The 24,994-nt window shown below is 70.6% G+C and carries 23 protein-coding genes and 1 pseudogene; 18 read left to right on the top strand and 6 right to left on the bottom strand.

Annotated elements, in window-relative coordinates; translation table 11 throughout:
* The coding region (lpxK, locus tag ACFQ4O_RS05805; RefSeq protein ID WP_378774720.1) for a tetraacyldisaccharide 4'-kinase at positions 1-664 on the top strand (664 nt) is incomplete at its 5' end.
* A gap of 4 nt (positions 665-668) precedes the next feature.
* Here lpxK and ACFQ4O_RS05800 read toward each other — a convergent pair.
* Complete coding sequence (locus ACFQ4O_RS05800) at positions 669-881, bottom strand: DUF2093 domain-containing protein (protein WP_378774719.1); 213 nt, start codon at positions 879-881, stop codon at positions 669-671.
* A gap of 158 nt (positions 882-1,039) precedes the next feature.
* Between ACFQ4O_RS05800 and ACFQ4O_RS05795 the strand changes: the two genes are divergently transcribed.
* Both ACFQ4O_RS05795 and ACFQ4O_RS05790 read left to right on the top strand, forming a co-directional pair.
* Complete coding sequence (locus ACFQ4O_RS05795) at positions 1,040-2,014, top strand: bifunctional riboflavin kinase/FAD synthetase (RefSeq protein ID WP_378774717.1); 975 nt, start codon at positions 1,040-1,042, stop codon at positions 2,012-2,014.
* Between the two features lie 61 nt (positions 2,015-2,075).
* Positions 2,076-2,645: a hypothetical protein gene (locus ACFQ4O_RS05790; protein WP_378774716.1), complete on the top strand. Its 570-nt coding sequence runs from the start codon at positions 2,076-2,078 to the stop codon at positions 2,643-2,645.
* Positions 2,646-2,672: 27 nt separating this feature from the next.
* Here ACFQ4O_RS05790 and ACFQ4O_RS05785 read toward each other — a convergent pair whose 3' ends face one another.
* Together ACFQ4O_RS05785 and ACFQ4O_RS05780 are read right to left on the bottom strand one after the other, a co-directional pair.
* Entirely contained in the window at positions 2,673-3,512 is an 840-nt protein-coding gene (locus tag ACFQ4O_RS05785) for a polysaccharide pyruvyl transferase family protein (RefSeq protein WP_378774715.1), read from the bottom strand.
* On the bottom strand, positions 3,499-4,590 hold the full coding sequence (locus tag ACFQ4O_RS05780) for a glycosyltransferase (protein WP_378774714.1): 1,092 nt from the start codon (positions 4,588-4,590) through the stop codon (positions 3,499-3,501). Before ACFQ4O_RS05780 ends, ACFQ4O_RS05785 begins: the two co-directional genes overlap by 14 nt.
* A gap of 422 nt (positions 4,591-5,012) precedes the next feature.
* Between ACFQ4O_RS05780 and ileS the strand changes: the two genes are divergently transcribed.
* From ileS to glyS, 8 genes are all read left to right on the top strand, one after another.
* Complete coding sequence (ileS, locus tag ACFQ4O_RS05775; RefSeq protein WP_378774713.1) at positions 5,013-7,973, top strand: isoleucine--tRNA ligase; 2,961 nt, start codon at positions 5,013-5,015, stop codon at positions 7,971-7,973.
* Between the two features lie 31 nt (positions 7,974-8,004).
* Complete coding sequence (gene lspA, locus ACFQ4O_RS05770; protein WP_378774712.1) at positions 8,005-8,502, top strand: signal peptidase II; 498 nt, start codon at positions 8,005-8,007, stop codon at positions 8,500-8,502.
* A gap of 53 nt (positions 8,503-8,555) precedes the next feature.
* Positions 8,556-9,209 (top strand): hypothetical protein, encoded by a 654-nt coding sequence (locus ACFQ4O_RS05765; protein ID WP_378774711.1) that lies wholly within the window; start codon positions 8,556-8,558, stop codon positions 9,207-9,209.
* Between the two features lie 289 nt (positions 9,210-9,498).
* Positions 9,499-11,016, top strand: a complete 1,518-nt coding sequence (locus ACFQ4O_RS05760) for a flagellin N-terminal helical domain-containing protein (RefSeq protein WP_378774710.1) — start codon at positions 9,499-9,501, stop codon at positions 11,014-11,016.
* A 176-nt stretch (positions 11,017-11,192) separates the two neighbouring features.
* Entirely contained in the window at positions 11,193-12,728 is a 1,536-nt protein-coding gene (locus ACFQ4O_RS05755) for a flagellin N-terminal helical domain-containing protein (protein ID WP_378774709.1), read from the top strand.
* Between the two features lie 270 nt (positions 12,729-12,998).
* Entirely contained in the window at positions 12,999-13,433 is a 435-nt protein-coding gene (locus ACFQ4O_RS05750) for a flagellar biosynthesis repressor FlbT (RefSeq protein WP_378774708.1), read from the top strand.
* The gene (locus tag ACFQ4O_RS05745) at positions 13,405-13,737 is read left to right on the top strand and encodes a flagellar biosynthesis regulator FlaF (protein ID WP_378774707.1); all 333 of its coding nucleotides are present in this window, start codon (positions 13,405-13,407) and stop codon (positions 13,735-13,737) included. The genes ACFQ4O_RS05750 and ACFQ4O_RS05745 overlap by 29 nt, the downstream gene beginning before the upstream one ends.
* Positions 13,738-13,929: 192 nt before the next feature.
* Positions 13,930-15,987, top strand: a complete 2,058-nt coding sequence (glyS, locus tag ACFQ4O_RS05740) for a glycine--tRNA ligase subunit beta (RefSeq protein ID WP_378774706.1) — start codon at positions 13,930-13,932, stop codon at positions 15,985-15,987.
* Positions 15,988-16,125: 138 nt separating this feature from the next.
* On the opposite strand, the gene ACFQ4O_RS05735 is transcribed toward glyS, so the two are convergent.
* Positions 16,126-16,839 carry an adenosylcobinamide amidohydrolase gene (locus ACFQ4O_RS05735; RefSeq protein WP_378774705.1) on the bottom strand — a complete coding sequence of 238 codons (714 nt, stop codon included), beginning with the start codon at positions 16,837-16,839 and terminating at the stop codon, positions 16,126-16,128.
* A 68-nt stretch (positions 16,840-16,907) separates the two neighbouring features.
* Here ACFQ4O_RS05735 and ACFQ4O_RS05730 point away from each other — a divergent pair, with 68 nt between their 5' ends.
* From ACFQ4O_RS05730 to ACFQ4O_RS05700, 7 genes are all read left to right on the top strand, one after another.
* A complete protein-coding gene (locus ACFQ4O_RS05730; RefSeq protein ID WP_378774704.1) occupies positions 16,908-17,669 on the top strand; it encodes a DeoR/GlpR family DNA-binding transcription regulator in 762 nt (253 codons plus the stop codon).
* Positions 17,670-17,949: 280 nt separating this feature from the next.
* Positions 17,950-18,936 carry a phosphotransferase enzyme family protein gene (locus ACFQ4O_RS05725; protein ID WP_378774703.1) on the top strand — a complete coding sequence of 329 codons (987 nt, stop codon included), beginning with the start codon at positions 17,950-17,952 and terminating at the stop codon, positions 18,934-18,936.
* Positions 18,933-20,264: an aspartate aminotransferase family protein gene (locus ACFQ4O_RS05720; protein WP_378774702.1), complete on the top strand. Its 1,332-nt coding sequence runs from the start codon at positions 18,933-18,935 to the stop codon at positions 20,262-20,264. The genes ACFQ4O_RS05725 and ACFQ4O_RS05720 overlap by 4 nt, the downstream gene beginning before the upstream one ends.
* 498 nt (positions 20,265-20,762) lie before the next feature.
* Positions 20,763-21,122, top strand: coding sequence for a hypothetical protein (locus tag ACFQ4O_RS05715; RefSeq protein ID WP_378774701.1), 360 nt, complete (start codon positions 20,763-20,765; stop codon positions 21,120-21,122).
* Positions 21,123-21,219: 97 nt separating this feature from the next.
* Positions 21,220-22,671, top strand: coding sequence for an NAD-dependent succinate-semialdehyde dehydrogenase (locus ACFQ4O_RS05710; protein WP_378774700.1), 1,452 nt, complete (start codon positions 21,220-21,222; stop codon positions 22,669-22,671).
* Positions 22,672-22,687: 16 nt separating this feature from the next.
* Positions 22,688-23,422: a ribose-5-phosphate isomerase RpiA gene (gene rpiA, locus ACFQ4O_RS05705; protein WP_378774699.1), complete on the top strand. Its 735-nt coding sequence runs from the start codon at positions 22,688-22,690 to the stop codon at positions 23,420-23,422.
* Positions 23,419-23,925 (top strand): DUF2059 domain-containing protein, encoded by a 507-nt coding sequence (locus ACFQ4O_RS05700; protein WP_378774698.1) that lies wholly within the window; start codon positions 23,419-23,421, stop codon positions 23,923-23,925. The genes rpiA and ACFQ4O_RS05700 overlap by 4 nt, the downstream gene beginning before the upstream one ends.
* A gap of 222 nt (positions 23,926-24,147) precedes the next feature.
* Here the strand turns inward: ACFQ4O_RS05700 and ACFQ4O_RS05695 are convergent, their stop codons facing one another.
* A complete protein-coding gene (locus ACFQ4O_RS05695; protein ID WP_378774697.1) occupies positions 24,148-24,543 on the bottom strand; it encodes a VOC family protein in 396 nt (131 codons plus the stop codon).
* A gap of 71 nt (positions 24,544-24,614) precedes the next feature.
* A pseudogene (locus ACFQ4O_RS05690) lies at positions 24,615-24,994 on the bottom strand (hypothetical protein); the annotation flags it as partial.

The following is a 24,994-nucleotide window of genomic DNA, read 5'->3' as shown; positions in this document are numbered from 1 at the left end:
GCGGGCCGCGCCGACCGTCGTGGCGCGGGACCGGGTGGCCGGCGCGCGGCTCGCCATCGCCTCCGGCGCCGACGTGATCGTGCTCGACGACGGGCTGCAGAATCCGGCGCTGACGAAGACCGCGACGCTGGCGGTGGTCGACGGCGCGACCGGGGTCGGAAACGGCCGCTGCGTGCCCGCCGGCCCGCTCCGCGCGCCGCTCGAAGATCAATTGCCGTTCGTGGACGCCGTGTTGATCATCGGCGACGGCGCGCGGGGCCGTCAGGTGGCGGAGGCCGCGCGGGCCGCGGGCAAACCCGTGTTTCAGGCGCGCCTCGTCCCCGACGCCCTGGCCGCCGCGCGGCTGAAGGGCGCCAGGGTCATCGGCGTCGCAGGGCTCGGCCGGCCGGAAAAACTGCGGGAGAGCCTTGAGGCGCTCGGCGCCGAGGTCACGGGCTTCCACCCGCTCGGCGACCATGCGCTTCCGAGCGAGGAGCAGGCGCGCGCGATCCTCGCCGAGGCAGAGCGATCGGGCGCGCGCATCGTCGCGACCGAGAAGGACCTCGTGAAATGGCGCCATGAGCGCCCGGCGCTCCACGCCGCCGCGGAGGCGCTGCCGGTGACGCTCGCGCCCGAGGACGAGGTCGGCCTCCTCGCCGCGCTCACCGCGCGGCTGATCCCCTAGAGGCTCAGGCCTTGCCGAGCGCGCGGGCCAGCGCTTCTTCCGGCCCCGCGTAAGCCTCCTGCCGCTCCACGCTCCAGTAGCGCAGCTCGTCGAGCGGGATGGTCTGCCCGGTGACGGCGCAGAGCACATAGGCGCCGGGCTTCACCACGCGCATGTCGGCGTCGAGGTAGCGCACCTCGGCCTCGCCGCCGGAGCTTGGGCGTTCGTATCGGTTCATGACGGCGTATCCAGCCTCCCGCGATCCTCTACGGCATATAGGCGAGCGCGCGAGCCCCCGCAAATGGCGCGACGGGCCCCGCGACCTGCGCCGCTTGACGGCGCCCGCCGCCCGCGCCATCCCTGCGCTCCCCGCGTCCCGAGCCGCAGAACGAGGCGATGCCCCACGCCCCGCGCCCTCCCCGCCTGCTGATCGACCCCGCCGTCCTGCCGGACGACCTGCGCGGCGCCCATGTGGCGGTCGGCAATTTCGACGGCGTCCACCGGGGCCATCAGGCGGTGATCGCGCTCGCCGCGGCCTCCGCCCGCGCGGCAGGGCGGCCGGTGGTCGCCCTCACCTTCGAGCCGCATCCCCGCACCTTCTTCCAGCCCGAGACGCCGCTGTTCCGCCTGACGGAGCGGGACGAGAAGGCCCGCATGCTGGCCCGCGCCGGCGCCGACGCCACCGTGTCGCTCACCTTCGACGCGGCGCTGTCGCGGATCGAGGCGGAGGACTTCGTCGCCGACATTCTGGCGCGGCGGCTCGGCGCGCATACGGTGGTGGTGGGCTGGGACTTCCATTTCGGCCGCGGCCGGCGGGGCTCGCCGGCCTTCCTCGCCGAGGCCGGGCCCCGAAACGGCCTGTTCGTTGAGGTGGCGCCACCCTTCGGCGAGGGCGCGCCAGTGTCGTCCTCCGCCATCCGCGACCATCTGGCGGCGGGCGAGATCGCGCCCGCGAACCGCCTGCTCGGCCGGCGCTGGACGGTGGAGGCCGAGGTGGCGCATGGCGACAAGCGCGGCCGGGAGCTCGGCTTTCCCACCGCCAACATGATCCTCGCGCCCGAAACCCGGCTCGCCCACGGCATCTACGCCGTTCGCGCGCTGGTGGACGGGCGGATCGTCGACGGCGTGGCGAGCTTCGGCCGCAGGCCGCAGTTCGACGACGGCGCGCCGCGGCTCGAGACCTTCCTGTTCGACTTCTCGGGCGATCTCTACGGGCAAAGGCTCCGGATCGAGTTCGTGGACTGGCTGCGCGCCGAGGCGAAGTTCGAGAGCGTGGACGCGCTGCTGGCGCAGATCGCCCGCGACGTGGAGGACGCGAAGCGCGCCCTCGCCTCGCCGGAGGACGCAGGCGCCCCGAGCGCGCTGGCCTGACGGCCAATTGCGGCGGCGAGGACCGCCGCGCGAGCATGGCCGCATTCAAGGGGGACCCCACATGAACCGCATCGCCGCGACCGCCATCGCCGCATCGCTCGCCTTCGCCGCGCCCGCGCGGGCCGACGACATCGCCGACGCCATCGCCGCGGCGAAGGACGCCTACGCTTCGGGCGACGCCGACGCCACCAAGCGCTCGCTCGACCTCGCCTCGCAGCTTCTGGCGCAGAAGGCGGCGGACGGGCTCGCCAGGCTGCTGCCGGAGCCGCCCGCGGGCTGGACGGCGGAGCCGGCCGAAACCGAAGGCTCCGGCATGGCCGGGCTGTTCGGCGGCGGGCTGGTGGTGAAGCGCACCTACGCCAGCGGCGACGCCCGCGCCACGATCCAGCTGCTCGCGAACTCGCCGCTGCTGACCCAGATGATCCCGCTGTTCTCGAACCCGCAGCTGCTCGGCGCCATGGGCAAGGTGTTCAGCCTCAAGGGCCGTTCGGCGGTGACGACCTCGGAGGGCGAAATCCAGATCGTCGCGGGCCAGACGCTGGTCACGATCGAGGGCTCCGCCTCGGCGGAGCAGAAGCGCGCGCTGGCGGAGGGGCTGGACCTGAAGGCGCTGGAACGCTTCGGCAAGTGATCGCAGCGTTTTAAGGGCTTCGCGCGCTCAAAGCCGCTCGCGCAGCCGGTAGGGCGCGACCTTCAGCAGCGGCGTCAGGTCGAGTTCGGCGACGGCGCGGTCGGGGCGGGTCCGGTCATAGGCGGCCAACGCGCCGGCATAGGTGCGATGGAAGTCGAGCTCGACCCCGAAGGCGCTGGTGAAGTCCGCCCATTTGAACGGCGCGTTGACGCCGCTTCCCGACCAGAACGCGAACGGCACGCCGTAGGCGAGCGCAACGATGGCGGCGTGCATCGCGTTCGCCATCACGAAACGCGCCGACGCGATGGCGTCGATGAAGCGCTCGCAGTCCTGCGCCGTGTTTGGAATGTCCGGCCGCATCACGACATGGTCGGGACAGCCGTCCAGATCCTCGGGCGTCGGGTCGCCGAAGTGCACATGCGGAACCCACAGCACGCGCCCGCTGGTCGCCGGGTGGGTCGTCGGCCGGTAGATCCGGGGCAGCAGCAGCGCGGGGTCGCCCAGCGGCGTGTCGCGTCCGAGACCCAGCGCCTCCCGGGTCAAGACGCCCCGGACGCCCAAAAAGGTGCAGCGCCGATGGGCCTCCTCGTCCAGCGCGAGGCCGTCCTTCTTGCCGCAGCCCCAGAACAGAAGACGCCGCGTTTCGTCGCCCGCCCGCTTCGCCTCCCGCAGCACGGCCTTGGTCCGTGCGGCCGTGATGACGCTTCCGATCAGATGGATGGCGTGATCGGGATAAAGGCACGATCCTTCGAACAGACGGTCCAGCAGCACCAGCGTCAGGGCGTCGCCGAAATTGCCCAGCCGCTCGTCCTGCCGCCAGAAGAACACGTCCTTCGGCGTCTCGCCCCCTACCTCACGCGCCGCCATGCACGGTTCCCGCCTCACGCGTGGCCGCCTGGTACGCCTCGCCCAGCGCCCGGCTGATCCGGCACGGATGCAGCGCCTCCGCCACCGCCAGGCCCTCGAGCCGGAGAGCGCGCGACTCCTCCGCCGACAGCGCCGCGACCCCGGAGACCACGTCCCTCAGGGAGGCCGGATCGTCGGGTGCGTACAGGAAGAGCCGCAGGTTCGGCGGCAGAAGCTCGACGAAGGCGGGAAAGCGGGGCGCGACGATCACCGCGCCCAGCGTCAGCCCGAGCAGCGCCACCCCGGACGTGGCCACCCGCTGATAGGGCAGCACGAGGCAGGTGGCGGAGCGGAACAGCGCCGGAACCTCGTCTTGGGGCACGAAGTCCAGCCGCCAGTCCACATCGGTCCGGTGCGCGTAGGCCTGCTGGAGCGCCGCAGCCTCGTCGCCCTTGCCGGACAGGCGCAGGCGAAGCCCATGCCGGGCCGCGAACGGCGCGTCCAGCGCGTCCAGCATGAAGTCAAAGCCCTTCTGCCGCCGCATCGAGCCGAACCCCAACACAAACGGCGGCTCCGTGGCATCGGCTTGGGAGCGAAGCGCCTCGGCCGCCCGTCCCTCCGGCTCGTACATGCCCGCATAGGACGGGTGGGGGATCACGGTCAGCCGGGGGTCCTCGCCGGACAGGCCGGTCTGGGCGGTGAGCAGTTCGATCGACGCGGCGTTGTGGACGAGGATGCGGTTCGCGATCTCCGCCAGCGCGGCCCGGATCTGCAGAAACGCATCGGTGAAGGCGACCTTGTGCGGCAGCTCGTTGTGCACCGTCCAGACGATCGCGCCCGAAAGCTGCTTCACCCGCCGAAGCCGAGCGATCACCTGCTCCGCCATCGCATGGGCGCGGCGCTCGTTTTTCGCGGAGTTCAGATAGAACTCCTCCCACTGCACGTGGACGATCACCGGCTCCGCTGCCTCCAGGCAGGCGATCGCGTCAGGAAGCCCGCCGTCCTCCCGGAACAGACGCGTGTAGTCCGCCCCCAGATCGCGATGGATGAGCTGGGCGTAGAGGCTCTTGTTCGGAACAGGGCAAAGGAACAGCTTCACGAAGGACGCCCGGCGTTTATGGCGTTCTGAACGCCCGTATCAGTGCGCGCATGCAAACATCTTCGGCGTCCACGGCGCCGTCCGGCGCCTGTGAGCGCGAGGACCGGCCACATCGTTCAAAACAGGGGCGCGCGCGGAGCGCAAGACGGCGAAGGGAGCAGCGGGTCGGCCGCCGCGCCCGTCCGCATCGCCGACGTCGGCCGGCGACCGACGGCCCGAACCGCGACCGCGCGTTTGCCAGACGGCGACCGCCTGCTACAAGGCGCGGAACACCTTCCTGATCCGGCTTCGGCTTCGCATGATCGCCCGTCCGTTCCCAGCGCTGCGAATTACCGGCCCGGCCATCGCGTGACGCTTCGCGCGACGGCCGGGAGACACGCACGCCCGCCTTCACGTCATCGAGACACCGGACGCCTCCCCTCATGTCCTCCGACGCTTCGTCGCCCCGCGATTACTCCGAAACGCTGTTCCTGCCGCAGACGGACTTTCCCATGCGCGCCGGCCTGCCCCAGCGCGAGCCCGAGTTCCTGGCCCGCTGGCGCGCCATCGACCTCTACGGACGCCTGCGCGCCCAGAGCGCCGGCCGGCGCAAATACGTGCTGCATGACGGCCCGCCCTACGCCAACGGCGACCTGCACATCGGCCACGCGCTGAACAAGATCCTCAAGGACGTGGTCGTCCGCACCAAGCAGATGGGCGGCTTCGACTCCAATTACGTGCCCGGTTGGGACTGCCACGGCCTTCCGATCGAGTGGAAGGTGGAGGAAGGCTACCGCGCCAAGGGCCGCAACAAGGACGACGTGCCGGTCAACGAGTTCCGGCAGGAATGCCGCGCCTACGCCGAGCACTGGATCGGCGTGCAGTCGGCCCAGTTCCAGCGCCTCGGCGTCACCGGCGACTGGGACGACCCCTACACCACCATGAAGTTCGCCTCCGAGGCGCAGATCGCCCGCGAGATCATGACCTTCGCCCGCACCGGCCAGCTCTATCGCGGCTCGAAGCCGGTGATGTGGTCGGTGGTGGAGAAGACCGCGCTCGCCGAAGCCGAGATCGAATACGCCGAGTTCCTGAGCGACACCGTGTTCGTGGCGTTTCCTATCGTGTCCGCCGGTGGCGTTGGCGATCGCGAGCCCCTTTACCGTGATCTTTTAAGCGCCTCCGTCGTCATCTGGACCACCACGCCCTGGACGCTGCCCGGCAACCGCGCCATCGCCTATTCCGACCGCATCGCCTACGGCCTCTATGAGGTGACCGAAGCGCCCGACGACAACTGGGCCAAGGTCGGCGCGCGCTATCTGCTGGCCGACGCGCTCGCCGAAGGCGTGTTCAAGGCCGCCAAGGTGTCAGGCTTCGCCAAGGTGCTGGACGTGTCCCCGGCCGATCTGGACGGGCTGGTCGCCGCTCACCCGCTCGCCCATCTCGGCTACGACTTCGCCGTGCCGCTGCTCGCGGGCGACCATGTGACCGACGACGCCGGCACGGGCTTCGTCCACACCGCCCCCGGCCACGGCCGGGAGGACTTCGAGCTCTGGATGGACCACCGCTTCGATCTGGAGAGGCGCGGGATCAGCTCGAAAATCCCCTACACGGTGGACGCCGAAGGCTTCCTGACCAAGGACGCGCCGGGCTTCACCGGCCGCTCCGTCATCACCGAAAAGGGCGAGAAGGGCGACGCCAACGCCGCCGTCATCGAGGCGCTGGTCGCGGCCGGACGGCTGGTGGCGCGCGGCAAGCTGCGGCACCAGTATCCGCACTCCTGGCGCTCCAAGAAGCCGGTGATCTTCCGCAACACGCCGCAGTGGTTCATCCACATGGACCGCGACATCGACGGCGCGGCGGACACGCTGCGCTCCCGCGCGCTCGCGGCGATAGAGGCCACCGCCTTCTACCCGCCCCAGGGCAAGAACCGGCTCAAGGGCATGATCGAGGCCCGGCCGGACTGGGTGGTGTCGCGCCAGCGCGCCTGGGGCGTGCCCATCACCGTGTTCGCCCACAAGGAGACCGGCGAGGTCCTGAACGATCCGGCCGTGGACCGGCGCATCGCCGACGCCTTCGAGGCCGAGGGCGCCGACGCCTGGTTCGCGGACGACGGCTCGCGCTTCCTCGGAAACGACCATTCGCTCGCCGATTACGAGAAGGTGCGCGACATTCTGGACGTGTGGTTCGACAGCGGCTCGACCCACGCCTATGTGCTCGACCAGCGCGCCGATCTCAGCCCGAAACGGGCGGTCGACGGCGGCGAGGACACGGTGCTCTATCTCGAGGGCTCGGACCAGCATCGCGGCTGGTTCCACTCCTCGCTGCTGGAAAGCTGCGGCACCCGCGGCCGCGCGCCCTACGACGCGCTGCTGACCCACGGCTTCGTGCTGGACGAGCAGGGACGCAAGATGTCCAAGTCGCTCGGCAACATCGTCGCGCCCCAGAAGGTGATCGAGCAGTCGGGCGCCGACATCCTGCGGCTGTGGGTCGTGACCTCCGACTACGCGGACGACCTGCGCATCGGGCCGGAGATCCTGAAGACCGCCACCGACGCCTATCGCAAGCTGCGCAACACCCTGCGCTGGATGCTGGGCGCGCTCGCCCATTTCGACGGCGAGGCGGTCGCCCGCGAGGACCTGCCGGAGCTGGAGCGCTACATGCTGCACCGGCTGGCGGAGGTCGACGCGGACGTGACGGCGGCCTACGACGCCTTCGACTTCAAGCGCGGCTTCGCGGCGCTGTTCACCTTCCTCACCAACGACCTGTCCGCGTTCTATTTCGATGTGCGCAAGGACGCGCTCTATTGCGATCCGGCGTCCTCCGTGACCCGCCGGGCCAGCCTGACGGTGATCGACCGCCTGTTCTCCACCCTCGTCACCCGGCTCGCGCCGCTGCTGCCCTTCACCGCGGAGGAGGCGTGGCTGTCGCGCCGTCCGTCCGAGGACGGCTCGGTGCATCTGGAGCTCTACGCCCTCGCGGACCCGAGCTTTATCGATCCGGCGCTGGCGGCGAAGTGGGACCGGGTGCGCGCGGTGCGCCGCGTCGTCACCGGCGCGCTGGAGATCGAGCGGGCGGCCAAGCGCATCGGCTCGTCGCTGGAGGCGGCGCCGATCGTCCACGTCACCGATCCGGAGCTGGCCGCGGCGCTGAAAGGCGTCGATCTGGCGGAGACGGCCATCACCTCGGGCGTGACGCTGACCTCCGACGAGGCGCCGGCGGAGGCGTTCCGCCTCGCGGACGTGACCGGCGTCGCCGTGGTCCCGGCCCGCGCCGAGGGCCGCAAATGCGCCCGCTCGTGGAAGATCGCCCCGGACGTCGGCTCGGACCCGGCCTATCCGGACGTCACCCCCCGCGACGCGCTGGCGCTGCGGGAGTGGGACGCCGCCCACGGCCGAGCGGCGTGACGCCCACCGCCGCCCCCGTCCCGGAGCGCCCATGAGCCTCACGCCGCTCGCCCGCCGGGCCTTCGGGCTCGCCTTCGCCGTGTTCGCGCTCGATCAGGCGCTCAAGCTCTGGGCGCTGTTCGTGTTCGAGCTCGGCGACAAGGGCCGCGTGCCCGTGGCGCCGCTGTTCGATCTGGTGCTGGTGTGGAACACCGGCGTCTCCTACGGCCTGCTGCAGCAGGACAGCGAGTTCGGCCGCTGGGCGCTGGTCGCGCTGCATGTGGTCGCCTCCATCGCGATCACGTTCTGGATACTGCGCGAAACGGACCGGCCCTCGTCCATCGGCCTCGCGCTGATCCTCGGCGGCGCGGTCGGCAACGGAGTCGACCGGGTGGCCTACGGCGCGGTGGTGGACTACGCGCTGCTGCACTGGGGCGACGTCACCTGGTACGTGTTCAATCTGGCGGACGCGGCCATCGTTGCGGGCGTGGTCCTGCTTCTGTATGGTTCGCTCCGCAGCTCGAAGAGCGCGACGGGGGTATCCTCGTAACGCGAGACCGGCGCGCCTCATGCGCGACGGCGCCGCGCCTGAAGGACCAGTCGATGATGCGTCACCTCACCTCCTGCCTCGCCGTCGCCGCGCTGGTCGCGGCCTCCGGCGGCCTCGCCCGCCCGGCGCTCGCCGCCGACGACATGGGCTCCAACCCGATCACCGAGCTTTTCGACGCCTTCGGCATGGGCGACAAGGAAAAGCCGGACATCGAGTACAAGGAGCGGCCGGCGCTGGTGCCGCCGTCCTCCACCTCCCAGCTTCCGCCGCCCCAGCCCAAGGGCGCCGTCGGCCAGGCGACCGGCCAGTGGCCCGCCGACCCGGACGTGGAGCGCCGCGCCCGCCAGCGCGAGCTCGCCAACCTGCCGCGCACCGAGCAGAACAGCTACCGCATGGGCGACCGGGACTCCCGCCTTCTGCCGAGCGAGCTCGGCGGCCGTCGCCTCGCTCCGGGCGAAGGCGGCGTCGCCGGCTACACCCCGCCGACCCAGGGCGACAACACCATCTCCCGCCTGTCCCCGAGCGAGCTTCGGGCGCAGAAGGCGCAGGCCGCGCCTGCGCCCGCCGTGGAAGGCCAGCGCAAGCGCCTGACCGACCCGCCGGCCGGCTACCAGACGCCCGCCGCCTCCGCTGACTATCCCGGCGCGCAGGCGACCGCCGAGGCGCGCCCCTGGTACAAGAAGATCAACCCCTTCTCCAGCAACTGAGCGTCCGGCCCCGCGGGGCCGGCTCGGAACCGTCATGACGGCCGTCGGGGCGACCCGGCGGCCGTTTCGCGTTCTGCGTCCGCACGCCTGGCGAAACGCGATCGAGCGATCATCAAAGCGCTTTTGATTCAAGGCCTTAAGGCGCCGCTAACCATAACCTTCCGAAGCCTGCGATCGGGGCGGGTTTCGCTGATCGCATTAACTCCTGCTTAGGCGGCGGGGGCCGAACGTCCCCCTCGCGCTTCAGGACGAAGCGCCCGTTTAGCCTCCCAGAACAGGAGCCTTCCCGATGTCCGACATCACCCTCAACTCCGCCGTCCGCTCCAACCTGCGCACCCTGCAGTCCACCACGGAACTGATGGGCCGCACCGAAGAGCGCCTGTCGACGGGCAAGAAGGTCAACTCGGCTCTCGACAACCCGTCGAGCTTCTTCACCGCCCAGTCCCTCGACCGCCGCGCCAGCGACCTGTCCAACCTGCTCGACAGCGTGTCGAACTCGGTGAAGACGATCGAAGCCGCGGACAACGGCATCTCCGCCATCAGCGACCTCGTCACGCAGATGAAGTCGGTGGCCCGTTCGGCCCAGCAGTCGACCTCCGCTGTGTCGCAGAAGGCCAGCTTCACCTCCGCCACCGTGACCGGCGCCACCGCTGAGAACCTGCTCGGCACCGGCACCGCCGCGACCGCCACGACCCTCGCCGGCGTCGGCGCCGTCGCCGGGACCTACACCGGCGGCACGCTGAACATCAACGGCACCGCCGTCACCATCGCCGACGACAGCGACGCCGCCGCGGTGAAGACCGCGATCGACGCCGCCGGCATCTCGGGCCTGTCCGTCACCAACACCGGCGGCACGCTCAGCTTCTCGCTGGCGAGCGGCGACGACCTGACGCTGACGTCCAGCACCGCGGCCCTCGCCGACAACCTCGGCCTCAGCGCCGCGGGCGGCACCGACACCGTCGTCACCTCGACCAACGGCACGCCGGCCGCCAACGACCTGACCGGCAAGACCCTGACGGTCACCGTCGGCGACGGCGAGACCGGCACGATCACCTTCGGCACGGGCACGGGCCAGGTGTCCACGCTCGCCGGCCTGAACGACGCTCTGGCGACCTACAACGCCAAGGCTTCGATCTCGTCCGACGGCAAGCTGACGATCGAGACCACCAACGAGTACGGCTCGTCCGACCTCGCCATCGGCGGCACCGCCGTGAGCACGGACGGCACCCCGGCCGCCGGTGAGATCTTCGGCGTCGCCTCCCCGTCCGCGGCCACCAAGACGGCCGTGCTCGAGGGCGACGGCAAGTCCCGCCGCACCGACTACATGAACGACTACAACGACCTGCGTCAGCAGATCGCCGAGCTGGCCAAGGACGCCTCCTACAACGGCGTCAACCTGCTCGCCGGCGACGACCTGTCGGTGGTGTTCAACGAGGACGGCTCCTCCAAGCTCGACGTCGCCGGCGTCGACGTGATGGACGTGCTGGGCCTCAGCGACATCAGCTTCGAAGACTTCGCCGACAGCTCGAAGATCGAAGACGTGGTGTCCAAGCTGAACGACGCCCTCGGCTCGCTGGACAGCCTGTCCTCGCGCCTCGGCTCGCAGCTCTCGGTCGTCGAGACCCGCCAGTCCTTCACCAAGGACATGGTCGGCACCCTCGAAGACGGCTCGCTGGCCCTGACCGGCGCCGACACCAACGAAGAGGCCGCGAACCTCGCGACCCTGCAGACGCGCCAGTCGCTGATCGTCTCCTCGCTGTCGATCTCGACCAGCCAGGAGCAGAACGTCCTTCAGCTCCTCCGCTGATCGACGCGCAAGCGACCGAAGCCAATGAAACGGCGGGAGCGCAAGCTCCCGCCGTTTTCGTTCGCAGTCACGTAAAACAGGCGGAAAACCTCGTTAACCATTAACTTCCGATTAAGGTTAACAGACTACGTTGATGACACGCTTCAGAACAGGCGCGTTGCAACGGAGCCGCCGCGATGGCCGACATCACGCTGAATTCCGCAGTTCGGTCGAACCTGCGGACCATGCAATCCACGACCGAACTGCTCAACCGCACGGAAGAGCGCCTGTCGACCGGTAAGAAGGTCAACTCGGCGCTCGACAACCCGGGCAACTTCTTCACCTCCCAGGCGCTGGACCGCCGCGCCACCGACCTCGGCGTGCTGCTGACCAACGTCTCCAACTCGGTCAAGACGCTCGAGGCCGCCGACAACGGCGTCAAGGCGATCACCGACATCGTGGAGTCGCTGAAGGCCACCGCCCGCTCCGCGCAGCAGTCGCCGCTCGCGGTCTCCTCCAAGGCCAACCTCACCTCGGTGGAGATGGACGGCCTGCAGGGCGACAACCTGCTCTCCATGAACGCCGTGACGGCCGCGACGCCCACCACCTTCGACGGGCTCGAAGACGTGGACGCGACCCATTCCGGCGGCGCGCTGACCATCAACGGCGCCACCGTCAACATCCCCGCCAACGCCACCGCGGCGCAGGTGAAGACCGCGATCGACTCGCTGAACATCAACGGGCTCGACGTGGTGGACAACGGCGGCACGCTGGAGTTCGAACTGTCGAGCGGCGCCGACCTCACCCTCGGCGGCTCCTCGGCCCTGCTCGACTCGCTCGGCCTGATCGCCGACGGCTCCACCGCCGTCAGCGCCGGCTCCACCAACGGCACCCCCTCGGTGCAGTCGAGCGTCGACAGCGCGCTCAAGGACACCACTCTCACCTTCGCCGACAAGTACGGCTCGCTGAAGACGGTGACCTTCGCCTCGTCGCCCGGCGCCAACAACGTCGACACCATCGACGAGCTGAACTCCTGGCTGACCAAGAACGAGGTCCAGCTTCAGGCCTCCATCGACGACGAGGGCGACAGCGACGCCAAGCTGGTGTTCCGCACCACCAACGCCATCGCCAACGCCATTCCCGAGGCCGCCAGCGGCACCGCGATCGGCACGACGGCCGCCTTCGCCACCGGCGGCTTCGCCGCGCCGGTGCTGGATCAGGACGCCGCGCTGAAGCGCTCGAACTACGCCAACGACTTCAACGATTTCCTGAGCGAGATCGGCAAGATCGCCAAGGACTCCGCCTACAACGGCGCGAACCTGCTGAACGGCGACGATCTCGACATCGTGTTCAACGAGGACGGCACCTCCCGGCTCGAGGTGAAGGGCGTCCAGTTCGACGCCGAGGGCCTCGGCCTGTCCGAGATTTCGGCCGACGACTTCTACGACTCCAGCTCGATCGAGAAGATCATCGACAAGCTGGAGAGCGCCTTCGCCACCATCGAGGCGCAGTCGGCCAAGTTCGGCTCGCAGCTTGCGATCGTCCAGACGCGCGAGACCTTCACCAAGGACATGATCGGCACGCTGGAGGACGGCGCCCACGGGCTGACCGCCGCCGACACCAACGAAGAGGCGGCGAACCTCGCCACCCTGCAGACCCGCCAGCAGCTCATCGTCTCCTCGTTGTCGATCTCGACCCAGCAGGAACAGTCGGTGCTGCAGCTTCTGCAGTAAGGCGCGAGGGCTCGAAGCCCCGCCCGCAACGCTTCAAGTCCGATGCGGCGCCCGGTGCGCCGCATCGTCGTTTCGGAGCCCGTCACCAGACTCCGGCCCGGGCGTCCGCCGACCGTCCGTCATGCTTCGGGACGCCGGGCGTTCACGATGTTTCGAGCGGAGCGGACGTTCGGACCGGTCACGTCGTGGACGCCCGAGACACGCTCGGGCATGACGGAGACGAGAGACTGAGTTTTCGGCATCGACCCAAATAATCTGAAGGAACGCGCCATGACCCTGAAGGTGGAGTTGAAGCCCGGGGAGCGGATCGTCATCGGCCGCTCGGTGGTCACCAACGGCGCGACGCGCACGCAGCTTCTGATCGACGGCTCGGATCCTGTGCTGCGGGAACGGGACATCCTTCAGGAACAGGACGCCGACACCCCCGCAAAGCGCATCTATTATGCGGTCCAGATGATGTATATTTCTGGGTCGATTGATAAAGTCAGTAAAATTTACACCAAATTAACCCGCGACGCTGCTGTCGCGGCGCCGAGCATGCTTCCGATAATTGACAAGATCAATAACCACGTTTTAACGGGGGCGCTTTACAAGGCTTTTCGAGAGGCGCGTAATCTCGTGGCCCACGAAAAGGGAATCTTTGAGCATGCAGAGCGGAGCGCACGCCTACGCGAGGATGGCTCAACAGACGGCGAACCCGCGTGAGCGGGAAGCGCAGCTGCTGTTGAGGGCGGCGGCCAAGTTCGCCGCGGTTCAGACCGCGGAGACCTTCGACCGCACCGCCGCACGCGAGGCCGCCCTGTTCAACCGCAAGCTCTGGACGGTGTTCCTGAGCTCGGTGCTCCGCAAGGAAAACCCGCTCGACGCGGACACCAAGACCAACATTAAGAAGATCGCCATGTTCGTGCTGGACCGCTGCGCCGCCATCGAGCTGCGCCCGGCCCCGGAGCAGCTCACGGCGCTGATCCGCATCAACCGCAATCTGGCCGAGGGCCTGCGCGGCGGCTGATCCGCCCCTCCCCGCCTGACGATCCGCCCGCGTCCGCGCCCGCCCATCCGGCGGGCGTTCGCGTTTCGAGGGCGCCGGCTCCGCGGCCGCCGCGCTGGCGTCGGGGCGCGCTTTGGACTATCGACGGCCGCACGTTCCGGAACCCACCGACCGCGCCGGCGCATGGCGCGCGTCAGAGACCTGCGGCGCCTCATGCCTGATCTTCTGCTCGAGCTGTTCTCCGAAGAAATCCCGGCCCGGATGCAGGGGCGCGCCGCCGACGACCTGAAGGCGCTGGTGACCAACGCGCTGGTGGAGCGCGGCCTGACCTACGAGAGCGCCAAGGCCTTCGTGACCCCGCGCCGGCTGACGCTGGCCGTCGGCGGCCTCGCCGCCCGCCAGCCCGACCGGCACGAGCAACGCAAGGGCCCCCGCGTCGGCGCGCCCGCCAAGGCGCTGGAGGGCTTCCTGAAGGCCGCCGGCCTCGCCTCCATCGACGAGGCCACGGTGCAATCCGACCCCAAGGGCGATTTCTACGTCGCCCGCATCCACAAGCATGGCGCGCCGACCCCCGAGGTGATCGCGGAGATCGTGCCGGCCGTCATCCGCGCCTTCCCGTGGCCGAAATCCATGCGCTGGGGCGCCGGGACCCTGCGCTGGGTGCGGCCGCTGCACTCCATCGTCGCCACCTTCGGCACGCCGCAGGACGAGCCTGAGGTGATCCGCTTCGAGGTGGACGGCGTCGTCTCCGGCGACGTCACCCGCGGGCACCGGGTGCACGCGCCGGGCGAGATCCGCGTCAAGCGCTTCGACGACTACGTGGCGAGCCTGGACAAGGCCCATGTGGTGCTGGACGCCGAGCGCCGCCGGGACATCATCCGCGCCGACGCCCGCACCCTCGCCAACGCCCAGAACCTCGAACTGGTCGAAGACGAGGCGCTGGTGGAGGAGGTGGCCGGCCTCGTGGAATGGCCGGTGACGCTGATGGGCCAGTTCGAGGCCGAGTTCCTCGATGTGCCGGACGAGGTGATCCGCGCCACCATCCGCGCCAACCAGAAGTGCTTCGTGCTGAAGGACCCGGCCACGGGCCGGCTGACCAACCGCTTCATCCTGGTCGCCAATCTGGACGCGACCGACGGCGGCGCGGCCATCGTCCACGGCAACGAGCGCGTGGTGCGGGCGCGGCTCTCCGACGCCCGATTCTTCTGGGAGACCGACAAGAAGACCAGGCTCGACGACCGGCTGGAGAAGCTGAAGGCCATCACCTTCCACGCCAAGCTCGGCACCCAGTACGAGCGGGTGGAGCGCATCACCCGGCTGGCGAAGGAGCTCGCCCCGCGGGTCGGCGCCGATCCGGCCAAGGCCGAGACCGCCGCCCGCCTCGCCAAGGCCGACCTCGTCACCGAGATGGTGGGCGAGTTCCCCGAGCTTCAGGGCCTGATGGGCCGCTATTACGCGATGGCCGAAGGCCTCGACCCCGAGATCGCCGCGGCGCTGGAGGAGCACTACAAGCCGCAAGGGCCCTCCGACCGCATCCCTGTCGCCCCGGTCTCGATCGCGGTGGCGCTCGCCGACAAGATCGACACGCTCGTGGGCTTCTGGGCCATCGACGAGAAGCCGACGGGAAGCAAGGACCCCTATGCGCTCCGCCGCGCGGCGCTCGGCGTGGTGCGGATCATTCTGGAGAACGGGCTGCGTCTGCGGCTTCTGGATCGTCTGGGGCCGGAAATCGGCGCCGACCTCCTCGCCTTTCTCGCCGACCGCCTGAAAGTCCAGCTGCGCGAGCAGGGCAAGCGGCCCGATCTGGTCGACGCCGTGTTCGCGGCGGGCGACAGCTCGGCCTCCGACGACCTCGTGCTGATCGTGCGCCGGGTGGAGGCGCTGGAGACGCTGCTCGCCACCGACGACGGCGTGAACCTGCTCGCAGGCTACCGCCGCGCGGCCAACATCCTGAAGGCCGAGGAGAAGAAGGACGGCGCCGGCGCCTTCGAGGCCGCGCCCGACCCTGCGCTGTTCGCGGAACCGGCCGAAAGCGCGCTGTCCGCCGCGCTCGACGTGGCGGAGCCGGCGGCGGCCGTGGCGCTCGCGGCGGAAGACTTCCCCGCCGCCACCGCCGCGCTGGCGAAGCTTCGGCCGGAGGTGGACGCGTTCTTCGACGGCATCATGGTCAACGCGCCCGAGCCGAGCTTACGCGCCAACCGTCTGGCGCTGCTCGCCCGCCTGCGCCGCGCCACCCGCGCCGTCGCCGACTTCGACCGCATCGCAGGCTGAACTCCAGGCTCAACGTCATGCCCGAGCCTGTCTCGGGCATCCACGACTTGAACCTCGCAGCGGCTTGACCTCCGAAGTCGTGGATGCCCGGCATGCGCCGGGCATGACGGTTCATGCCGAGCGCGGGCCCCCGACGCCTCACAACGGCGTCGTGGGGACGCCTTGGTCGCCGCGTTCGGCGATCCAGTCGCGGGCGCCGGCGAGGACGGCGGCGTAGACCGCGGCGCCGAGCGCCTGGCCGGCGTCGGTGTGGAGGCCTGCGAAGCTCTCGCCCCCCTCCGCCCGGTCCGGCGCCGCCACCACCGCGCAATCGGTGCCCGTGCCGGTGGCGAGGCCGGAGGGGAGGCGCCAGCCGGCGTCGATCACCGCCGCGGTGCGGGCTTCGGTCGCGATCGACAGCGCCTCCAGCAGCGCCGCGGGCGACAGCGGTATGGAGACGGCGGCGAGCAGGTTGATGGTGCCATAGCCGCGTCTCGCGCCGGCGCCCGCGCCGACCCGCACGGCGTTGCCGAGGCCGACCGTCGCCACGCAGTCCGCCGCGACCGCGCCGACATGCGCGCCCGCGCGGCGCACGCGCGTCACGTCGCGGGAGGTCATCATGGCGACCGCGTCGGTCAGCCCCTCCGCTTCCAGCCGGGCGTCGAGGAAGGCCAGCGGATCGCGGCCCGGCGGCAGATCGGCGTTGCGCACTTCGAGCCAGGCCACGCAGGCGCCGGTCTGGAAGCCGGGCCGCGCCGGCGCCCAGCTCAGCAGGGTCTGCGGCGCGGCGAAGGCGATGTGGAGCCAAGGCGGCGCGCAGCGCAGCGCGAACAGCTCCGCCGTCCCGCCATCGGCCGACGCCGCCTCAGCCACGGCGCGCGGCCGTGCTATCGTGGCCGCCTGCTCTCACGCCGCGATCCCGCGCCATCGAAACGGCCCGCATGAAGTCCTCCAAATCCGCCCGGCACGCCGACATTCTCGCAAGGATCACGGAACAGCCCAGCCTTCGCGTCGCCGATCTCGCCGAGCGGATGGGCGTGTCCACCGAAACCATCCGCCGCGATCTGGACGAGCTGACCAAGCGGCGGCTGATCAATCGCACCTATGGCGGCGCGGTGCGAGCCCCGAGCACGGAGCCGGCGATCGGCCAGCGCCACGGCCTGTTCGTGGCCGAGCGCGAGCGCATCGCCCGCGCGGCGTCCGCGCGCGTCACGCCGGGCGCGCTGCTGATGATCGGCTCCGGGGCCACCACCACCCATGTGGCCCGCCGCATCGCCGTCGAGCACAAGGGCCTCACCGTGCTCACGCACTCTTTCGCGGTGGCGACCGTGCTCGCCATCAACCCCACCATCACCGTCATCATGGCGCCCGGCGCCTATCTCGCCAGCGAAGGCGCGACGGTCGGCGCGCTGACGATCCGCTTCTTCAACGAGTTCTCCGCCGATCTCGCGATCGTGGGCGCAAGCGGCCTGACCGAGGAGGGCGCCACCGACGCCCTGCTGGAGCCTGCCGCCGTCTACGGCGCCATCACGGCCCGCGCCGCGTCGACTATGGTGGTCGCCGATCGCTCCAAGTTCGAAAAGCTGTTCCCGGCCCGCTACGCCACATGGCGCGAGCTCGGCGCCCTCGTCACCGACGCCGCCCCCGCCGGCCCCCTCGCCGCCGCGCTGGAGCGCCGGCAGGTGGAGGTGGTGGTGGCGTGAAGGGGCAGAGAAGGCGCTGCTGCCCCCGAGGCGCGGAGCCTTCGCGCCGCCCCCTTCCTTGTCCCGGCCTTGAGCCGGGACCCAGACACGCCGACGCAGGAGGATAAAGCCGCCCGGCCGTCGCGCGCTGTTCTGAACCGCCAGCGGTTCTGGGTCCCGGCTCAAGGCCGGGACAAGAAAAGAGCCGCGCCGCCCCCAACTGTTGGACCACACACACCCGAATGTTGCATCTTCCACAGGCGCATGTGATCCTCGCGGCTCCACGCAGCGGGGACGGCGCATGTATGACGACAGCTTTCTGAACCGGCTCGAGGCGCGACTGCGCGCGTCGCTGCCGCTGTGGGATCTGTCGCCCGACACGCCGCTCCGGCTGCTCACCATCTCCGAGAACGCCACCTTCCTCGCCGAGGCGCCGGGCGCGCCGGTGGTGTTCCGGGTCCACCGCCCGGACTACCACACCCGCGCCGAGATCGCCTCGGAGCTCGACTGGCTGGAGAGCCTGCGCGCCGACGGCGTGGCGGAGACGCCGGCGCCGCTCCGGCTCGCGAACGGCGACCTGCTCGGCGCCTTCGACGACGACGGCGCCACCCGGCATGTGGTCGCCTTCTCCTTCGTGAGGGGCCGGGAGCCCGAGCCGGGCGCCGACCTCCCCGGCCAGTACCGCACGCTCGGCGCGGTCACCGCCCGCCTGCACGGGCATGCGACGCGCTGGACGCGGCCCGCCGGCTTTGTCCGCAAGACCTGGGACTTCGACGCCCTGATCGGGACGCGGCCGTTCTGGGGCGACTGGCGCGCGGCGCTCGGCCTCGACGCGGCCGGCCTCGCGACGATCGAGAAGGCGGAGGCGGTCCTTCGCGCCGAGGTCGCGGCCTATGGCGCGACGGCCGAGACGTTCGGCCTGATCCATGCGGACCTTCGCCCTGCCAACCTGCTGGTGGACGGCGAGAACCTCGCGGTGATCGATTTCGACGACTGCGGCTTCTGCTGGTTTTTCTATGATTTCGCCGCCGCCGTCAGCTTCATGGAGCACGAGCCGTTCATCCCCGAGCTGCAGGCGGCCTGGCTCGAGGGTTACGCCTCCGTCGCGCCGGTCGATCCCGCGGCGGTCGCCATGCTGCCCACCTTCCTGATGCTGCGCCGGATCCAGCTCACCGCCTGGATCGCGAGCCACGCCGAGACCCCCACCGCCCAGGCCATGGGCGTTCCCTACACCCACGGCACCGTGGCGCTCGCGGAGCGCCACCTCGCCCGGAGCGCCGCCCGATGACCGCCGCCGCGAGCCGCAAGATCCTCGCCCTCAACGCCTTCGGCGCCGGCGACGCCGCGGGGCTCGACGCGGAGACGGCCGCGCTGGTGGAGCGGCGCCGCCGCACCTTCGGCCCCACCTCGGTGCTGTTCTACGAGCGCCCGCTGCACGTGGCGCGCGCCGAGGGCGTGTGGCTGGAGACCGCGGACGGGACCCGCTATCTCGACGTCTACAACAACGTGCCCTCGGTCGGGCACTGCAACCCCCGCGTGGTCCGGGCGGTGGCGGAGCAGGCCGCGACGCTCAACATCCACACCCGCTATCTCTACGACGTGGTGCACACCTACGCCGAGCGCCTGCTCGCCACCTTCCCCGAGCGGGACGACTACCGGGCGGTGTTCACCTGCACCGGCAGCGAGAGCAACGACGTGGCGCTCCGGCTCGCGACCATCGCCACCGGCCGGTCGGGCTTCGTGGTGACGGAAGGCGCCTATCACGGCAACACCACGGCGGTGGCGGAGGTTTCGCCCTCGTCGCGGCCGGGCAAGCCGCTTGCGCCCCACGTGCAGGCGATCCCCGCGCCGCTCGCGGGCGACGCGGACGCGGCCGCAGCCTTCACCGCCGACCTCGAGGCCGCGATCGCGAGCCTTGAGGCGAGCGGCCAGGGCTTCGCGGGCCTGCTGGTGGACACGATCTTCTCCAGCGACGGCGTGGCCGCCGACCCCGCCGGCTTCCTGAAGCCCGCCGCGGACGCCGCCCACCGGGCGGGCGGCCTCGTGATCGCCGACGAGGTGCAGCCGGGCTTCGGCCGCACGGGCGCCCACATGTGGGGCTTCCAACGCCACGGGATCACGCCGGACGTGGTCACCATGGGCAAGCCCATGGGCAACGGCGTCCCCATCGGCGGCGTGGTGGCGCGGGAGGCGCTGCTGCAGGGCTTCGCCGACAGCGTGGGCTACTTCAACACCTTCGGCGGCAACCCGGTCGCCTCCGCCGCGGCGCTCGCGGTGCTGGACGAGATCGAGGAGCGCGGCCTCATGGCGGAGGCCGGCGCGGTCGGCCGCCATCTGCTCGACGGGCTGGAGCAGGTGCGCGCCCGCCACCCCGCCATCCGCGCCGCGCGGGGCGCCGGGCTCTATCTCGGGGTCGAGTTCGTGGACGACGCCGGCCGCCCGGACGCGGCCCGCACCAGCCGCGTCATCAACGGCCTGCGCGACCGGCGCATCCTGATCGGCGCGGCGGGCCTTTACGGCAACGTGCTGAAGATCCGCCCGCCGCTGGTGTTCGAACGCGCCCACGCCGACCGCCTGCTGGACGCCCTCGACGAGACGCTCGCCGCGGCGGGGTGACGGCGCGAGACGGCTGGATCGAGACGTCATCTGCGCTTTCAGGGGCTCCCCTTCCTTGTCCCGGACGTGATCCGGGTCCCAGACACGCCGGCATGTGAGGATAAGGCGGCCCGTTCGTCGCGATCTGTTCTGAAGCGCGGACGCTTCTGGGTCCCGGATCACGTCCGGGACAAGGAAGTGGGCGGCCCTTCAGCAATCACAGGCGCGGCGTACTTCGGTCCCCTTGCGGGGAGAGGTCAGGGGCAGCGCAGAACGGAGCGCGGCCCTCGAACTGCGCCCTTCCTTGTCCCGGACGTGATCCGGGACCCAGACACGCCGGCATGTGAGGATAAGGCGGCCCGCTCGTCGCGATCTGTTCTGAAGCGCTGACGTTTCTGGGTCCCGGATCACGTCCGGGACAAGAAGGCGGCGGCCGTTCTTCCGGCGCACGCCCCGATCCCCGCGATCATGGTCTAGTCTGGCCGGCGATTCGTCCCTCGCGCGCCGGAGACGCCGCCCATGGCCGCCGCCCGTTTTCTCGCTCCGCTGGGGTTCCTGCTCGCGGCCGCCCCGGCCGCGGCGGAGGAGTTCGCGTTTCTCGCCGCCCCCCACCACGATCTGAACCGGGTGTTCCGGGTGAACCGGGAGACCGGCGAGGTGGGCGCGTGCCAGTACGCGGTGAAGGACGGCTCTGTCGGGGTGACGCTGTGCTTCCCCGCCGGCGAAGGGGCCGGCGCGCAGGAGGCGGGGGCCTATGACCTCGTCGCCACCAACCACGCCAAGGAGGCGGGGGTCTACCGCGTGGACCGCCGCTCGGGCGCCATCAGCGTGTGCTACGTGCTGGGCGAACAGACGGTCTGCACCCCGCCCGCCCGCTGACGGCGAGGGCGGCCGGGGTCTTAACGCCCCGCCCGTCGCCGTGCTAGACCGCCTCGTGTTTTAAGCGGCTTCACACGCTCAAGGGAGGTCCATCGCCATGGACGGCCTCAACGACCCGTCGCTCCTCGTCGCCCGCTCGTTCGTGGACGGGCGCTGGATCGGCGAAGGCGACGTGAGCGTCACCGACCCCGCCACTGGCGACGTGCTGGCCCATGTGCCGAACCTCGGCGCCGCCGCCGCGACCGAGGCGGTGGAGGCCGCGTCGCGCGCCTTCAAGCCCTGGGCGGCGAAGCTCGCCAAGGAGCGCTCCGCGCTGCTGCGGCGCTGGTTCGATCTCATCCTCGCCAACAAGGACGACCTCGCCCGCATCATGTCGCGGGAGCAGGGCAAGCCGCTCGCCGAGGCCAGGGGCGAGATCGACTACGGCGCCTCCTTCGTGGAGTTCTTCGCGGAAGAGGCGAAGCGCATCAACGGCGACACCCTGCCGAGCCACCGGGCGGACGCCCGCGTGCTGGTGCTGCGCCAGCCGGTCGGCGTGGTGGCGGCCATCACGCCGTGGAACTTCCCCGCCGCCATGATCACCCGCAAATGCGCGCCGGCGCTCGCCGCCGGCTGCACGGTGGTGGTGAAGCCGGCGATGGAGACGCCGCTGACGGCGCTGGCGCTCGCCAAGCTCGCGGAGCAGGCCGGCTTCCCCGCCGGCGTGCTCAACATCGTCACCGGCGACGCCAAGCCGATCGGCGAGGTGTTCACCTCCCACCCGGCGGTGCGGGTGGTGTCCTTCACCGGCTCCACCCCGGTCGGCAAGGAGCTGATGCGCCAGTCGGCCGGCACCGTGAAGCGCGTCGCGCTGGAGCTCGGCGGCAACGCGCCCTTCATCGTGTTCGACGACGCCGATCTCGACGCCGCGGTCGAAGGCGCGATGGTCTCCAAGTACCGCAACATGGGCCAGACCTGCGTCTGCGCGAACCGCATCTACGTGCAGTCCGGCGTCTACGACGCCTTCGCGGAGAAGCTGGTCGCGGCGGTGGCGAAGCTGAAGGTCGGCCACGGGATCGACGACGGCGTCACCCAGGGGCCGCTCATCACCCCGAAGGCGGTGGAGAAGGTGGAGCGCCTGATCGAGGACGCGACCGCCAAGGGCGCGACCGCGCTCACCGGCGGCAAGCGCCACGCGCTCGGCGGCTCGTTCTTCGAGCCGACGGTGCTCGCCGGGCTGACGCAGGACATGGCGATCGCCCAGGAGGAGATCTTCGGCCCCGTGGCCCCGTTGTTCCGCTTCGACACGGAAGACGAAGTCGTCGCCTACGCCAACGCCACCGAGTACGGCCTCGCCGCCTACTTCTATGCGCGGGACGTGGGGCGGATATTCCGCGTGGGCGAAGCGCTTGAATACGGCATGGTCGGCATCAATTCAGGGATCATCTCGTCGGAGATCGCGCCGTTCGGCGGCGTCAAGGAAAGCGGCCAGGGGCGCGAAGGCTCCCAGCGCGGCGTGGACGAGTTCGTGGACATCAAATATCTCCTCGTGGCCGGGCTCGCCGGCTGACAAAGGCAGGATCATCTTGAGCACCGACGACTACAAACGCGCCGCGGCCGAGGCCGCGCTCGCGCATGTGCAACCCGGCATGAAGCTCGGCCTCGGCACGGGCTCGACCGCCGCGCTGTTCGTGGAGCTTCTGGGCGCGCGGGTCGCCGAGGGCCTCGACGTGGTGGGCGTCCCCACCTCCGAGGCCACCCGGGAGCTGGCGGAGAGGGTCGGCGTGCCGCTGACCACGCTCAAGGACACGCCCGAGCTCGACCTCACCATCGACGGCGCGGACGAGGTCGATCCGGAGCTGCGCCTGATTAAGGGCGGCGGCGCCGCGCTGCTGCGCGAGAAGATCGTGGCCTTCACCAGCCGGCGCATGATCGTGATCGCCGACGCCAAGAAGCAGGTCCCGACGCTCGGCGCCTTCCCGCTGCCGATCGAGGTGGTGCCCTTCGGCAAGGAGGCGACCCGCCGCGCCGTGGAGCGCGCCGCGGCAAGGCTCGGCCTGTCCGGCAAGATCGAGATCCGCCGCGCCGAGGACGATTGCCCCATCGTCACCGACAGCGGCCACACCATCCTCGACGGTCATTTCGGCCGCATCGACCGCCCGGAGGATCTGGCCGCGGCGCTCGCCGCCATTCCCGGCGTGGTTGAGCACGGCCTGTTCATCGGCCTCGCCGACCTCGCCCTGATCGCAGGCCCCGACGGGGTCACCACGCTGGAGGCCGGTCCCGCCTCGGCCGCCGCCAACGCCCGGAGATTCGCATGACCCTCGCCGTGACCCTGCGCCGCGCCGCCTGCGCGGCGGGCCTAGCGCTCGCGCTCATCCCCGCCGCCGGCTTCGCCCAGCAGGCGAACAACCCGAAGCTGTCGCTCGCCCGGGAGGTGATCGCGGTCTCCGGCGCCGCGGCGAGCTTCGACGGCATCGCCCCGATCTTCCTCGACGAGGCCAAGCGCACCTTCCTGCGCACCCGGCCCGAACTGTCCAAGGACTTCGACGAGGTGATCAAGACGCTGCTGCCCGAGTTCGAGCAGCGTCGGGAGAAGCTGCTCGACGACGTGGCCTCGGTCTACGCCTCCCGCTTCAGCGAGGACGAGCTGAAGGAGATCAAGGCGTTCTACGAGACCGGAACCGGCAAGAAGCTGGTGTCGACCCTGCCGGGCGTGCTGCAGGAAAGCTACGAGAAGACCAACGCCTGGAGCCGGCAGATGAGCCAGGACGTGATCAAGCGCCTGCGCGAAGAGATGCGCAAGCGCGGCCACGAAATCTAAGCCGGAGCGCCTGAGCGCGTTAAGGTGTGAGGCTGAGCGCCCCTCCCCTTGTCCCGGCCTTGAGCCGGGACCCAGAAACGTCTCGCGTCTCAGAACGGCTTGCAGCCGGGGGGACTCGCTCCCCCAAGCGTCGGCGGAAATGGGTCCCGGCTCAAGGCCGGGACAAGAAGGGGGGGCGCCAGAGCCGTCTGCGCCCCCTCCCCCCCTTCCGCGAACTCCCGCTTACAGGAAGCGGCCGCCGCGCTGGAGGACTTCGATCTTGTAGCCGTCGGGGTCGGTCACGAAGAAGAAGCGGGCGAAGGGTTTGCCCTCGCGCTCGAAATTTTTGAGCCCGCCCGGCGCGAGGCCGGCGGCTTCGAAGCGGGCGTGTTCGGCGGCCACATCCTCGACCGAAACCGCCAGATGGCCGTAGCCGTCGCCGAGGTCGTACGGCGTGTCGCGACCGTCGTTGACGGTGAGCTCCAGCTCGAAGTCCGATTCGGGGTTGCTGAGATAGATCAGCGTGAAGCCGTCGAACGGGTAGCGGTCGGCGACCGACAGGCCGAAGGCCTCGGCGTAGAAGGCGAGCGACCGCGCTTCGTCGCGCACGCGGATCATGGAATGGATCGTCTTGGCCATTGGGGCTGCTCCGGGGATCGGGTCGGCGCGACCCTAGCCGAGCGGCCCGGCCCCGGGGAAGGCCGTTTCCGTCATCCCGCCCGCGCGGACGGCGCGCCGTCGGCGGAGCGGTCGGGCCGGGGCGTTCCGGACGGCGGGGTCGCGGGCTGCGCCGCGTCCTCCTCGCCCCGGCGGCGATACTCCTTGAGGAAGCCCTCGATCGCGGCGGTGGCGGCGATCGAGCGGGCGATCTCCCGGAAGGCCTCGCCCTTGGCCTCGACCGGCGCGGTCACCACCTCGAACGAGCGCGCGTCGGGGCTGTCGGCCATCTTGGCGGCGAACTTCTGCCGGACGCGGTCGAGGCCCATGGCGTCGTCGGCGAGCGACAGCGCGATCGCGGCCCGCAGCACGTCGGCGCGCTCCGTGGGGTCGAGCGGGCCGGGCTTGCGCCACGCGCCGCCGAGCGCCGCCT

The sequence above is a fragment of the Methylopila musalis genome, assembly GCF_042679725.1.
In the GTDB taxonomy this organism is placed as follows: Bacteria; Pseudomonadota; Alphaproteobacteria; order Rhizobiales; family Methylopilaceae; genus Methylopila; species Methylopila musalis.
The sequence above is the reverse complement of the archived record's forward strand: the minus strand, read 5'-3'. Positions and strand labels throughout refer to the sequence as shown.